At 67.0% G+C, this 11,623-nt stretch carries 14 protein-coding genes; 3 read left to right on the top strand and 11 right to left on the bottom strand.

What is annotated here, in order from left to right; genetic code table 11:
• Nucleotides 1-12 precede the first annotated feature (12 nt).
• The 4 genes from pheS to pyk form a co-directional block, all read right to left on the bottom strand.
• Nucleotides 13-1,095 (bottom strand): phenylalanine--tRNA ligase subunit alpha, encoded by a 1,083-nt coding sequence (pheS, locus tag ACSHZY_RS01560; protein WP_435164454.1) that lies wholly within the window; start codon nucleotides 1,093-1,095, stop codon nucleotides 13-15.
• A gap of 95 nt (nucleotides 1,096-1,190) precedes the next feature.
• On the bottom strand, nucleotides 1,191-1,553 hold the full coding sequence (rplT, locus tag ACSHZY_RS01555; protein WP_435164452.1) for a 50S ribosomal protein L20: 363 nt from the start codon (nucleotides 1,551-1,553) through the stop codon (nucleotides 1,191-1,193).
• 11 nt (nucleotides 1,554-1,564) lie between these two features.
• On the bottom strand, nucleotides 1,565-1,765 hold the full coding sequence (gene rpmI, locus ACSHZY_RS01550) for a 50S ribosomal protein L35 (RefSeq protein ID WP_045387658.1): 201 nt from the start codon (nucleotides 1,763-1,765) through the stop codon (nucleotides 1,565-1,567).
• Nucleotides 1,766-1,875: 110 nt separating this feature from the next.
• Nucleotides 1,876-3,321 (bottom strand): pyruvate kinase, encoded by a 1,446-nt coding sequence (gene pyk, locus ACSHZY_RS01545; protein ID WP_435164450.1) that lies wholly within the window; start codon nucleotides 3,319-3,321, stop codon nucleotides 1,876-1,878.
• A 129-nt stretch (nucleotides 3,322-3,450) separates the two neighbouring features.
• Here pyk and ACSHZY_RS01540 point away from each other — a divergent pair, with 129 nt between their 5' ends.
• Together ACSHZY_RS01540 and ACSHZY_RS01535 are read left to right on the top strand one after the other, a co-directional pair.
• A complete protein-coding gene (locus ACSHZY_RS01540) occupies nucleotides 3,451-4,206 on the top strand; it encodes an N-formylglutamate amidohydrolase (RefSeq protein WP_435164448.1) in 756 nt (251 codons plus the stop codon).
• Nucleotides 4,207-4,252: 46 nt separating this feature from the next.
• A complete protein-coding gene (locus tag ACSHZY_RS01535; protein ID WP_435164446.1) occupies nucleotides 4,253-4,435 on the top strand; it encodes a hypothetical protein in 183 nt (60 codons plus the stop codon).
• Here ACSHZY_RS01535 and ACSHZY_RS01530 read toward each other — a convergent pair.
• Genes ACSHZY_RS01530 through dgcN form a run of 3 tightly spaced genes read right to left on the bottom strand, consistent with a single transcriptional unit; the run spans nucleotide 4,432 to nucleotide 7,307 of the window.
• Nucleotides 4,432-5,292, bottom strand: coding sequence for a D-amino-acid transaminase (locus ACSHZY_RS01530; protein ID WP_435164444.1), 861 nt, complete (start codon nucleotides 5,290-5,292; stop codon nucleotides 4,432-4,434). The two genes, ACSHZY_RS01535 and ACSHZY_RS01530, sit on opposite strands and share 4 nt — an antisense overlap.
• A 3-nt stretch (nucleotides 5,293-5,295) precedes the next feature.
• On the bottom strand, nucleotides 5,296-6,258 hold the full coding sequence (gene dgcA / locus ACSHZY_RS01525; RefSeq protein WP_435164442.1) for an N-acetyl-D-Glu racemase DgcA: 963 nt from the start codon (nucleotides 6,256-6,258) through the stop codon (nucleotides 5,296-5,298).
• 47 nt (nucleotides 6,259-6,305) lie between these two features.
• Complete coding sequence (gene dgcN / locus ACSHZY_RS01520) at nucleotides 6,306-7,307, bottom strand: N-acetyltransferase DgcN (protein WP_435164440.1); 1,002 nt, start codon at nucleotides 7,305-7,307, stop codon at nucleotides 6,306-6,308.
• 428 nt (nucleotides 7,308-7,735) lie between these two features.
• Between dgcN and ACSHZY_RS01515 the strand changes: the two genes are divergently transcribed.
• On the top strand, nucleotides 7,736-8,695 hold the full coding sequence (locus ACSHZY_RS01515; RefSeq protein ID WP_435164438.1) for an acetyl-CoA carboxylase carboxyltransferase subunit alpha: 960 nt from the start codon (nucleotides 7,736-7,738) through the stop codon (nucleotides 8,693-8,695).
• 3 nt (nucleotides 8,696-8,698) lie between these two features.
• Here ACSHZY_RS01515 and ACSHZY_RS01510 read toward each other — a convergent pair whose 3' ends face one another.
• Genes ACSHZY_RS01510 through ACSHZY_RS01495 form a run of 4 tightly spaced genes read right to left on the bottom strand, consistent with a single transcriptional unit; the run spans nucleotide 8,699 to nucleotide 11,562 of the window.
• Nucleotides 8,699-9,304, bottom strand: coding sequence for a pyridoxamine 5'-phosphate oxidase family protein (locus tag ACSHZY_RS01510; protein WP_435164436.1), 606 nt, complete (start codon nucleotides 9,302-9,304; stop codon nucleotides 8,699-8,701).
• Nucleotides 9,282-9,992 carry a lysophospholipid acyltransferase family protein gene (locus ACSHZY_RS01505; RefSeq protein WP_435164435.1) on the bottom strand — a complete coding sequence of 237 codons (711 nt, stop codon included), beginning with the start codon at nucleotides 9,990-9,992 and terminating at the stop codon, nucleotides 9,282-9,284. The genes ACSHZY_RS01510 and ACSHZY_RS01505 overlap by 23 nt, the downstream gene beginning before the upstream one ends.
• Nucleotides 9,989-10,891: a cell division protein FtsX gene (locus ACSHZY_RS01500; protein WP_435164433.1), complete on the bottom strand. Its 903-nt coding sequence runs from the start codon at nucleotides 10,889-10,891 to the stop codon at nucleotides 9,989-9,991. The genes ACSHZY_RS01505 and ACSHZY_RS01500 overlap by 4 nt, the downstream gene beginning before the upstream one ends.
• A complete protein-coding gene (locus tag ACSHZY_RS01495) occupies nucleotides 10,891-11,562 on the bottom strand; it encodes a cell division ATP-binding protein FtsE (RefSeq protein WP_435164431.1) in 672 nt (223 codons plus the stop codon). Before ACSHZY_RS01495 ends, ACSHZY_RS01500 begins: the two co-directional genes overlap by 1 nt.
• Between the last annotated feature and the right edge of the window lie 61 nt (nucleotides 11,563-11,623).

The raw sequence follows: 11,623 nt of genomic DNA, 5'->3' as shown, positions 1-11,623 counted from the left end.
GTCGGTGTCTCCTTAACGGCTCAGCCCGCCGGCGAGGTCGGGCATGTCGAGCGAGGCGAAGCCGTAATGGCGCAGCCAGCGCAGGTCGGATTCGAAGAAGGCGCGCAGGTCGGGGATGCCGTATTTCAACATGGCAATCCGGTCGATGCCCATGCCGAAGGCGAAGCCCTGCCAGTGGGTCGGGTCCACGCCCGCCGCTTGCAAGACCTTCGGGTGCACCATGCCGGAGCCGAGGATCTCCATCCACGAGTCCCCCTCGCCGATCTTCAGCTGGCCGTCCTTCCACGAACAGCGGATGTCGACCTCGGCCGAGGGTTCGGTGAAGGGGAAGTGCGAGGCGCGGAAACGCAGTTCCACCGACGGCACCTCGAAGAAGGCGCGGCAGAACTCCTCCAGCACCCATTTCAGGTTTGCCATGGAGATGTTGCGGTCGATCGCCAAGCCTTCGACTTGGTGGAACATCGGCGTGTGGGTCTGGTCCATGTCCATGCGATACACGCGGCCCGGCGCGATCACGCGGATCGGCGCGCCGTTCGCTTCCAGCGCGCGGATCTGCACCGGCGAGGTGTGGGTGCGCAGCACGTGGGGCGGGCGGTCGTCGCCCGGCGCGCGGTGCATGAAGAAGGTGTCGTGTTCCTGCCGGGCGGGATGCTCGGGCGGGATGTTCAGCGCGTCGAAGTTGTACCAGTCGGATTCGACCTGCGGGCCTTCGGCCACGGAAAAGCCCATGTCGGCGAAGATGGCGGTCAACTCGTCCATGACCTGGCTGACGGGGTGGATGGTGCCCGTGCGGCGCGGGCGGCCCGGCAGTGTCACGTCCAGCCATTCGGAGGCGAGGCGCTGTTCCAGCGCGACATCGGCAAGGCTGGCCTTGCGGGCACGCAGGGCGGCGTCGATCTCGTCCTTCAGGATGTTCAGGGCGGCGCCGGTGGTCTGCCGCTCCTCGGGCGTCATCTTGCCCAGTTCGCGCATCTTCAGGCTGATCTCGCCCTTCTTGCCAAGGGCGGCAAGGCGAAGCTCCTCCACCGCAGCCTCATCCCCGGCATCCTTGATGCGATTGAGGTATGTGTCGCGAAGCGTGTCGATCCCGTCCATGCCGGCCTCCTTGGTCCGGCCTTGGATTAGCCGTCAGGGCGCGTGCTGGCAAGGCGGGCAATAAAAAACCCCGCCGAGGCGGGGCTTTTCGAAGATCAGGCGAGAGCTTTTTTCGCCTGCGCCGCGATGGCGTTGAACGCCTCGGGCTCGCGCACGGCCAGATCGGCCAGAACCTTGCGGTCCACTTCGATCCCGGCCACGGCCAGACCGTTGATGAAGCGCGAATAGGTCATCTCGGCGTCGAACAGACGGACGGCCGCGTTGATGCGCTGGATCCACAGGGCGCGGAAGGTGCGCTTGCGGGTCTTGCGGTCGCGGGTCGCGTACTGGTTGGCCTTGTCGACGGCCTGGGTCGCGGTGCGGAAGTTCGTCGAACGGGCGGCGTAATAGCCTTTGGCCGCCTTGATGACTTTACGGTGACGGGCGTGCGTGACAACGCCGGATTTGACGCGGGACATCTACGCTCTCCTTACCGGTTATAGGGCATGTATTTCTTGACGATCTTCTCGTCCGAAGCGCACAGGATCATCGTTCCCGTGACGTCGCGGATGAATTTCGTCGAGCGTTTGATCATGCCGTGGCGCTTGCCGGCGGGGCCAGCCTTCACCTTGCCGGAAGCCGTGAAGCTGAAACGCTTCTTCGCGGCCGATTTGGTCTTCATCTTGGGCATTTTCATCTCCTCTTGCGAGTTGTGAACGTGCGCCACGGCAATGCCACGTCGGCCGGGCGCACGGGTATCAGGGGGCGGCGTATAATCGGGATCGCCGCCCCCCGCAAGGATCATTCGCTTTCGGCGCTGACGATCAGGCGTTCGTCGCAAGGCGCGACGCGCAGGATGTTCGTGGTGCCTGCGCGGTTGAAGGGCACGCCCGCCATGACGACGATGGATTCGTCGATCGTGGCGAAGCCGGCTTCGCGCGCGGCCTTGGCGGCGGCCAGAACGGCGCCCTTGAAGCGGTGCTGCACGTCGGTGATGGCGCTGTGCGTGCCCCAGGTCAGGGTCATGCGGCGTGCGGTCGCCATCAGCGGGGTCAGGGCCATGATCGGCACGCGGGGGCGTTCGCGGGCCACCAGCGACACCGTGGTTCCGGTCTGGCTGAAGCAGCAGATCGCCTTGATGGGCGTGCTTTCCGCGATCTCGCGCGAGGCGGCGACGATGGCGTCGGCCACGGTGGACCGCTTGGCGCGGCGGCTGGCCTCGATCACCTCGCGGTAGGTGCGGTCGCTTTCGACCGAGATGGCGACGTTGTTCATCGTCGTCACCGCCTCGATTGGATAGCTGCCGGCGGCCGATTCGGCCGACAGCATCACCGCATCGGCGCCTTCATAGATCGCGCCCGACACGTCCGACACCTCGGCCCGGGTGGGCACGGGGGAATCGATCATCGATTCCAGCATCTGCGTGGCCACGATCACCGGCTTGGCCGCCGCGCGCGCGCCGCGCACCAGGCGCTTCTGGATGGGCGGAACGGCGTGGACCGGCAGTTCCACGCCCAGATCGCCGCGGGCGACCATGATGCCGTCGGACACTTCCAGGATGGCGTCATAGGCGTTGACCGCCGCCGGCTTTTCGATCTTGGACAGGATGGCGGCGCGGCCCTTGGCCAGTTCGCGCGCCTCGATCACGTCCTCGGGGCGCTGCACGAAGGACAAGGCCAGCCAGTCGCAGCCCAGCTCGCACACGAATTCCAGATCGCGCCGGTCCTTTTCGGACAAGGCCGCCACCGGCAGCACCACGTCCGGCACGTTCACGCCCTTGCGGTTGGAGATGGTGCCGCCGACTTCCACCACGCAATTGGCGAAATCGGGGCCGCATTCGTTGACCCGCAGGCGGATCTTGCCGTCGTTCACCAGAAGCGAGGTTCCGGGTTCCAGCGCGGCAAAGATTTCCGGGTGGGGCAGGTTCACGCGGGCCGCATCGCCCGGCGCGTTCGACAGGTCCATGCGGAAGGGCGCGCCGACGGCCAGTTCCTCGGACCCGTTGGCGAAGACGCCCACGCGCAACTTCGGCCCCTGAAGGTCGGCCAGGATGCCGATGGGGCGGCCGGTGTCGGTCTCGATCCGGCGGATGATCTCGTGCCGGGCGCGGATGTCGTCATGCGTGCCATGGCTCATGTTCAGGCGGAACACGTCGGCTCCGGCCTCGAACAGGGCGCGGATCACCTCGTAGCTGCTGGAGGCCGGACCCAGGGTGGCCACGATCTTGACGTTGCGAAGGCGTCTCATTCAATTCTCCCATTCCTCGACGAACGTTCTGCCCGCATTCCTGTTAGCGCACAACATCCGTCGGCTGGCATCTGTCGCGTCAACGGGCCATATAGGCCGAAGTGCAAGGAAATGCGACAAGGAGCGCCCGTGACACCCTTCATCATTCACGGCGACGCGCGGGATGCCCAAATCCTGATCACTTGCGATCACGCGACGAACCATGTGCCGCCCGATGTGAACGGCGGCGATCTGGGCGTGGCCGCCGCCGACATGGAGCGTCACATCGCCTATGACGTGGGGGCGGCGGGCCTGTCGGTGGCGCTGGCCGACCGGCTGGGGGCGACGGCGATCCTGTCCAATTTCTCGCGTCTGGTCATCGATCCGAACCGGGGGGAGGATGACCCGACCCTTCTGATGCGGCTGTATGACGGGACGATCATCCCCGCGAACCGCCACGCCGACGCGGCCGAGGTGGAGCGGCGGCTGAACGCGCTGTACCGCCCATATCATGCGGCGCTGGCGCGGCTGGCGGCGCGGCGGGACGACACGGCGATCGTGTCGATCCACAGCTTCACGCCGCGCCTGAACGGGCGGCCGCCGCGGCCCTGGCATGTGGGGGTGCTGCATTCGCATCTGGACAGCCGCCTGTCGCAGACCCTGATCGCCCGCCTGCGGGCCGAACCGGACCTGTGCATCGGCGACAACGAACCCTATGACGGGCATCTGCCGGGCGACGCGATCGACCGTCACGCCCTTCGGAAGGGCCGCCACAACACGCTGATCGAATTGCGCAACGACCTGATCCGGACGGATGACCAGCAGGCCGCCTGGGCGTACCGTCTGGCCCCGATCATCGCGGCGGCCGTGCAGGATGTGGGCAAGGATCACGCAACCGCGTTTTGACGTGAAAGGGGCGCCCCGCCATCTTCGCCTCATCATCCGAACGGAGATGAGCATGCTGAGATGGCTGGCCGCCGCGATCTGTCTGGGGATGGGCAGTCCCGCCCTTGCCGCATTGCCCGACGACATGCCGCAAATGGCGCGGGACACGCCCCGCGCGGACCTGCCGCGCGAGGATGTGGCCGATATCTGGCTGCGGGAAAGCGCCCCCCGCTCGCCCTCGGGCCGTTAGATCGCGGCTTTCTTGCCTTCGGCGATGTACAGCTCGCGCAGGCGGCGCGCGACGGGGCCGGGGGCGCCGGTGCCGACGGGCTTTCCATCCACCTCGATCACCGGCATCACGAAAGTCGAGGCACCCGTCACGAACGCCTCGTCCGCCGATTGCGCTTCTTCGATAGTGAAGGCGCGCTCCTCGATCTCGAACTGCGCCTCGGCGGCATAGACCAGCAGGGTGGCGCGGGTGATGCCGTGCAGGATGTCGTTCGACAGCGGGCGCGTGATGATCTTGTTGCCCTTGACGATATAGGCGTTGGAGGACGAGCCTTCCGTCACCATGCCGTCCTTGACGAAGAACGCGTCGTCGCAGCCGGCCTTCTTGGCCGCCATCTTCGCCATGGATGGCCACAGAAGCTGCACCGTCTTGATGTCGCGGCGGCCCCAGCGCAGGTCGTCGAAGGCGATGACCTTGATGCCGGTCTGCGCCGACTTCGGCAGTTCCAGATCCGGCACGGATTGGGTGAACAGCACGATGGTGCCGGGGACCGAGGTGTCGGGGAAGACGAAGGAGCGGTCGCCCGCATTGCCGCGCGTGATCTGCAGATAGATCAGCCCGTTCTCGATCCCGTTGCGCTCCACCAGCTGGCGATGGACTTCCAGCAGATCCTCGGGCGTGACGGGGTTGACCATGTCCAGCTCGTTCAGCGAACGGGCCAGGCGCTTTTCATGGCCCGCATAGTCCAGAAGCTTGCCGCCCAGGACCGAGGTCACCTCGTACACGGCGTCGGCCATCAGGAAGCCGCGGTCGAAGATGGAAACCTTGGCTTCGGTTTCGGGCAGGTAGTCGCCGTTCACATAGACGGTGCGTGTCATGGTCTATCCCCAGAGTGTCGCGTCGGACGGGTGGACGCCGGCCTCGTCGAAGCGCAGCGGATGCTCGCGGTCTTCGGCCAGAAGCAGGGGGCCGTCAAGGTCGGTGAACTGCGCGCCCTGCGCCACCAGAAGGGCGGGGGCCATGGCAAGGCTGGTGCCGACCATGCAGCCGACCATCAGGCCATAGCCTTCGGCCCGCGCGGCCCGCTTCAGTTCCAACGCCTCGGTCAACCCGCCGGTCTTGTCCAGCTTGATGTTGATGACGTCGTACTTGCCCTTCAGATGCGGCAGGCTGGCGCGGTCGTGACAGGATTCGTCGGCGCAGACGGGCAGGGGGCGGGCGATCTCGGCCAGCATGTCGTCGGCGCCGGCGGGCAGCGGCTGTTCGACCAGCGCCACGCCCATGCGGACAAGATGGGGGGCAAGGTCGGAATAGACCTCCGCCGTCCAGCCTTCGTTCGCGTCCACGATGATCTTCGTGTTCGGCGCGCCGGCGCGGACGGCTTCCAGCCGCGGCATGTCGTCGGGGGTGCCCAGCTTGATCTTCAAAAGCGGACGGTGCGCGTTCTTCGCCGCCGCCGTCCGCATGTTCTCGGGCGTGTCCAGCGACAGGGTGTAGGCCGTGATCTCTGGCCGGGGGGCGGACAGGCCCGCCAGTTCCCAGACGCGCTTTCCGGAAGCCTTCGCTTCCAGATCCCACAAGGCGCAATCCACGGCGTTGCGGGCAGCCCCCGGGGGCAGCAGGCCCTGCAACTGGGCGCGTGTCACGTTGGCGGGCAGGGTGGCGATCTGGTCGGCCACGCTGTCCAGCGTTTCGTCATAACGGGCATAGGGCAGACATTCGCCCCAGCCGGTGACGCCGCCCTGCGCGATCCTGACGGTGATGACCCGCGTTTCGGTGCGCGAACCGCGGCTGATGGTGAAGACCTGGGCCAGCTTGAAGGTCTCGGCCAGAACGTCGATCATGCCGACCTCCTTTGGTTGTTGGGGGCGCGATGGCCCCCGCGACAGTTTCAGATCGCGTCCAGCGCGTCCACCAGCTTGCCCGCGCCAAAGCGGAAGGGGTCGGTGGCGGGCAGGCCCAGATCGGCTTCCACCTTGGCGATGTAGGCCTTGGCGTCGGCGTCCGACATGTGCTGCGTGTTGATGGAATAGCCGACGACCTTGCACTCGGGGTTCGCCACCTTGGCCAGCGCCAGCGCCATGTCGCGCACGGCTTCCAGCGTCGGCAGCTTGTATTCCGGCAGGCCGCGCATGTGGTCGCGGGTGGGTTCGTGGCACACCACCAGCGCATCGGGTTGGCCGCCATGCACCAGCGCCAGCGTGACCCCGGAATAGGACACGTGGAAGAGCGAGCCCTGACCCTCGATCAGGTCCCAGTGGTCGGCGTCGTTGTCGGGCGTCAGGTATTCCACGGAACCCGCCATGAAGTCCGCGATCACGGCGTCCAGCGGCACGCCGCCGCCGGTGATCAGGATGCCCGTCTGACCCGTGGCGCGGAAGTCGGCCTTCATGCCGCGGGCGCGCATTTCCTTTTCCACGCACAGCGCGGTGTACATCTTGCCGATCGAACAATCCGTGCCCACGGCCAGCATCCGCTTGCCCGTGCGCTTCTTGCCGTTGGCGATGGGATACTGCACCGCCGGCACGCGCACGTCGTGCAACTGGCGGCCGTGGGCGCTGGCGGCGGCGACCAGATCGGCCTCGTCCCGCAGCAGGTTGTGCAGGCCCGAGGCGAGGTCGAGACCCTTCTCCAAAGCCTCCACCAGAACCTTCTTCCACGCGGGGGAGATGACGCCGCCACGGTTCGCGACTCCGATCACCAGCGTCTTCACGCCGGCGGCGACCGCCTCGTCGATGGTCATGTCGGTCAGGCCCATGTCGGCCTTGCAGCCTTCCATGCGGAACTGCCCCTTGGCGTATTCCGGACGCCAGTCCTTGATTCCCTGCGCGACCTTGGCGGCCAGGGCGTCGGGCGCGTCGCCCAGGAACAGCAGGTAGGGAGTTTCGATCATCGGGCGAATCCTTTGCACGGTTTCACCAAGCCTAGGATGACGTTGCGAAAATCGGCTTTCAAAATCAGGGGTGGATGGCAGATCTCGTCGAAGAATCTTCGGCTTTTTTTATAAAATGCAATGGATGCTTCTCCATATGCTTTGATCTGCGCAACGTTGTCTGACGGAAGGCAAGGATTTTGCGCTTACACTCCTTTGTAAACTTTTGTTGACAGACTGCCTGAATCGCGGTCACTCTCTCGTCATGGCTGATCGTTTGATTGGCCGCAGACATACCCGGCCGCCGATGCGGGGAGGCTTCGGCGGCATTAAGGGGAGGATGGCACGCCTCGGGGGGAACCCCGGGGCGTTGTCGTTTCCGGCGGCGCGGTTGCATCAGGCGTGCGACACGGGCATATAACCCGCAACATCCATCAGGGACCCATGCAATGCAGTATCTGGAATTCGAAAAGCCGCTTTCCGAGATCGAGGGCAAGGCCGAGGAACTTCGCGCCATGGCCCGCCAGAACGACACGATGGATGTGGAGAAAGAGGCCGTCGCGCTGGACCGCAAGGCCGAGACGATGCTGCGCGACCTCTACAAGGGGCTGACGGCCTGGCAGAAGACGCAGGTGGCGCGTCACCCCGAACGCCCGCATTGCAAGGACTACATCGAGGCGCTGTTCACCGAATACACGCCGCTGGCCGGTGACCGGAACTTCGCCGACGATCACGCCGTCATGGGCGGCATCGCGCGCTTCCACGATCAGCCGGTCGTGGTGATCGGGCATGAAAAGGGCCACGACACCAAGTCCCGGATCGAACGCAACTTCGGCATGGCCCGTCCCGAAGGGTATCGCAAGGCGATCCGCCTGATGGACATGGCCGACCGCTTCGGCCTGCCGGTCATCACCCTGATCGACACGCCCGGCGCCTATCCCGGCAAAGGCGCGGAAGAACGCGGCCAGTCCGAGGCGATCGCCCGTTCGACCATGAAATGCCTTGAGATCGGGGTGCCGGTCTTGGCCACCGTCATCGGCGAAGGCGGCTCGGGCGGGGCCGTGGCCTTTGCCGCCGGCAACCGCGTCGCGATGCTGGAACATTCGGTCTATTCCGTGATCTCTCCTGAAGGGTGCGCGTCGATCCTGTGGAAGGACGCCGAGAAGATGCGCGAGGCGGCGGAGGCGCTGCGCCTGACCGCGCAGGACCTGCAAAAGCTGGGCGTGATCGACCGCATCATCCAGGAACCGCTGGGCGGCGCGCAGCGCGGGCGGACCGAAACGATCGACGCCGTGGGCAAGGCCATCGCCACGATGCTGAAGGAACTGTCCGGCCTGGACGCCAAGACGCTGGTCACGGACCGTCGTCAGAAGTTCCTGAACATGGGCAGCAAGAGCCTCGCGGCCTGAGAGCTACCACATGGTCCGGGTGGCGCGGGCCGCCCATTCCCGGTCATAGGTCTGACCGTCGAAGGTCCCGCCCGTCGCCTCGCGCAGCATGTCGCCGACGGTGGGCAGACCTTCCGCGTCCGGTCCGCGCGACCACAGGCCGGACCGCAGCAGCGCCCGCGCGCATTGGCTGTAGACTTCCCCTACCCGGAACAGGATGACGCTGCGCGGAAGCAGGTCGCCCCGCGCGAAGCTGGCCCGCAGCCCGTCATCCGCCGTCAGCTTTGCGGTCGCGTTCACCCGCATCGCGTTGTTCGACCCGTGCACCAGGAACATCAGGCTGCACCGTCCGTCGCGCACGATGTTGCGCAGGGAGTCGATCCGGTCGTTCCCCTTCCAGTCGGGCATCGCCAGCGTCCGTGCATCCAGGACGCGCACGGCCGGGCCATCATCCCCGCGCGGGCTGCCATCCGTCCCTTCCGGCCCCACGGTCGTCAGCACGCAGAACCGGCTGCGTTCGATGAAGGCGGCATAGGCGGGGGTCAGGTGGTCCGTCACCTTGCTGCGGGCGGCCTCGCTCGGCTGGCCGTACAGGGCGTGAAGGTCGTCAAGCGTGGCGATGGGGGTCATGGTCGGTGTCCAGAAGGGCGGTGGAGGAGGCTTCGATCCGCGCCTCGATCAGGGTGAGGAACAGGTCGGGGGGTAGGCCAGGGGCGATGGGGTCCAGAAACTCCACTACCGCAAGGCCGGGGTGGCGGCGCAGGCCAAGGGGCCAGAAGCGGCCGACATTGGTCGCCACCGGCACGCAGGGCTGGTTCAGGTGGCCATAGAGCGCGGCCACCCCGTAACGGTAGGGCCGATCCTCCCCCACCGGCACGCGCGTGCCCTGCGGATAGATGACGACCTGGCCGCCGGTGTTCCGCCCCACGGCGGCGATCATGCGGGCGGTGGTTTCGCCTTTCCTGCCCGGCTCCACCGGGATGCAGCCCAGGCGGCCGACATACCAGCCGAAGACGGGCAGGCGCATCAGTTCGGCCTTCAGCACGAAACGGGGGCGGGGCAAGGCCGCGAAGATCAGGATCACGTCCAGAAAGGACTGATGCTTGGCCGCGACCAGAACCGGCCCGTGGGGTGGGGTGCCCCGCACCTCGGTCCGCAGGCCGATCATCCAGCGCGCGGTCCAGCGCACCCAGCGGCACCACAGCTTGCAGGCGCGGATCGCCCCGTCAGGCGACACAAGCGCCGCCGGCAGGAACACCAGCCCCAGAACCCCCATCGCCACATACATCTGCACTGCGAAGAGGAGGGAGCGGATCATGGCATTTCGGCCAGTTTGCGGAAGGCCGCGGCCCGGGTGGCCGCAAAGGCCACGCCCCCGCACAGAAGGGGCAGCAGCCACGGCAGCAGCCAGCTTGCGCCCGAAAATCCAAGGTTCGTCAGGAACCCTTCGGCGGCCTGCGAGGACGGCGTGATCCAGATGGCCACCAGCGCCATCAGAACGCCCGCCGCCGATCCGCCCAGCGTGCGCAGCGTGAAGCGCCGCACGAAGGCCCGCGCGATATAGCCGTCCTGCGCCCCGATCTGGCGCAGCACCCGCAGCACCTGCGCGTTGGAGGCGAGCGAGGCGTTGGCCGCCAGTGTGATGACCGCCCCCGTGGCCGCAAGGATCAGCAGAAGCGAGCCCCAGCCCAGCAGCCGCAACCGCCCGGCCGCCGCCGCCAGCGGTTGCCGCCAGCGGGCGTGGTCGTCCAGCACGGCGCCCGGCGCTTCGGCCGCAAGGCGCTGGCGTAGGCCTTCGGCGTCATAGCCGGCCCCGTCCTCGGTGATCTCCACCAGCTTGGGGATGGGCAGGGTGTCCAAGGGCAGGTCCGCGCCGAACCAGGGGGCGAGCAGGGCGCGCTCCTCCTCGTCCGACAGGGGGCGGGCGTTGGCGATGCCGGGGGTCGATTGCAGGACCGCCATCACGGCGTCAACCTGGGTCTGGACCTGCGCCGCCTCGGCCGAAATGCGGATGGTGGAGGTGCGGGCCAGCGCGTCGGACCAGCGGTCGGCCAGCCGCCCCGCGGCCAGCGACAGGGCCAGCGCGAAGACGGCCAGAAAGGCCATGACGCCCGCCGTGAAGACCGTCAGCCAGGCGCCGGTGCCGGTGGGGGGCACCAGCCGTTCGGCGCCGGGATCGGGGCGGGTCAGGTCGCGCAGGATCGTGCCGATGGACATCACAGATCCGCCCCCGCCAGTTCCAGCCGGCCCGCCCGGATGCGCAGAACGCGCGCGCCCACCTGCGTCTTGGCGGCGCGGATCAGGTTCAGGTCGTGGGTGGCGATCACGATGGTCTTTCCCATGCGGTTCAACTCCACCAGCAGGGTCAAAAGGCGCAGCGACATGTCCCAGTCGAGGTTGCCGGTGGGTTCGTCGGCCAGCAGCAGGTCGGGGGACATGATGATGGCGCGGGCCAAGGCCGCCCGCTGGCGTTCACCGCCCGAAAGCTGCGGGGGCAGGGCACCCGCATGCTTTGTCAGGCCCACCCAGTGCAAGAGGTCCGAGAGGTCCTGCGGATCGGCCTCGCGCGCCGTCACGCTCAGCGGCAGGGTGACGTTCGTGGCCACCGGAAGATGGTCGAGGAAGCGGCAATCCTGTTCCACCACGCCCACGCGGCGGCGCATGCGGGCCAGCCCGTCGCGGTTCACGCTGCGGATGTCGCGGTCGAACAGGGTGACGGTGCCCTGCGTGGCCAGCAACTCGCCATGGCACAGCTTCAGGAAGGTGGATTTGCCCGCCCCTGACGGTCCGGTCAGGAAATGGAACGATCCGGGCTGCAGGGCCAGCGTGACGCCGGACAGCAGCTCCGCTCCTCCATAGCTGTAGGCGACATTGTCGAAGGCGATCACCCTGTTCCCCTGTTGCGATGCGGCGGCTCCGGCCTTGGATAGCATTCCCGTCATTGCTACA

The sequence above is a fragment of the Falsirhodobacter sp. 1013 genome, from assembly GCF_051195255.1.
In the GTDB taxonomy this organism is placed as follows: Bacteria; Pseudomonadota; Alphaproteobacteria; order Rhodobacterales; family Rhodobacteraceae; genus Falsirhodobacter.
The sequence above is the reverse complement of the archived record's forward strand: the minus strand, read 5'-3'. Positions and strand labels throughout refer to the sequence as shown.

Excerpts from the sequence above, each read along its gene's own strand:
- ACSHZY_RS01510 (WP_435164436.1), bottom strand. The coding sequence starts at position 9,304 with ATGACCCCCATCGCCACGCTTGACGACCTTCACGCCCTGTACGGCCAG.
- dgcA (WP_435164442.1), bottom strand. The coding sequence starts at position 6,258 with ATGATCGACGTTCTGGCCGAGACCTTCAAGCTGGCCCAGGTCTTCACC.
- rpmI (WP_045387658.1), bottom strand. The coding sequence starts at position 1,765 with ATGCCCAAGATGAAGACCAAATCGGCCGCGAAGAAGCGTTTCAGCTTC.
- pyk (WP_435164450.1), bottom strand. The coding sequence starts at position 3,321 with ATGAGACGCCTTCGCAACGTCAAGATCGTGGCCACCCTGGGTCCGGCC.
- ACSHZY_RS01505 (WP_435164435.1), bottom strand. The coding sequence starts at position 9,992 with ATGATCCGCTCCCTCCTCTTCGCAGTGCAGATGTATGTGGCGATGGGG.
- ACSHZY_RS01515 (WP_435164438.1), top strand. The coding sequence starts at position 7,736 with ATGCAGTATCTGGAATTCGAAAAGCCGCTTTCCGAGATCGAGGGCAAG.
- pheS (WP_435164454.1), bottom strand. The coding sequence starts at position 1,095 with ATGGACGGGATCGACACGCTTCGCGACACATACCTCAATCGCATCAAG.
- dgcN (WP_435164440.1), bottom strand. The coding sequence starts at position 7,307 with ATGATCGAAACTCCCTACCTGCTGTTCCTGGGCGACGCGCCCGACGCC.
- ACSHZY_RS01535 (WP_435164446.1), top strand. The coding sequence starts at position 4,253 with ATGAGCATGCTGAGATGGCTGGCCGCCGCGATCTGTCTGGGGATGGGC.
- ACSHZY_RS01500 (WP_435164433.1), bottom strand. The coding sequence starts at position 10,891 with ATGTCCATCGGCACGATCCTGCGCGACCTGACCCGCCCCGATCCCGGC.
- rplT (WP_435164452.1), bottom strand. The coding sequence starts at position 1,553 with ATGTCCCGCGTCAAATCCGGCGTTGTCACGCACGCCCGTCACCGTAAA.
- ACSHZY_RS01530 (WP_435164444.1), bottom strand. The coding sequence starts at position 5,292 with ATGACACGCACCGTCTATGTGAACGGCGACTACCTGCCCGAAACCGAA.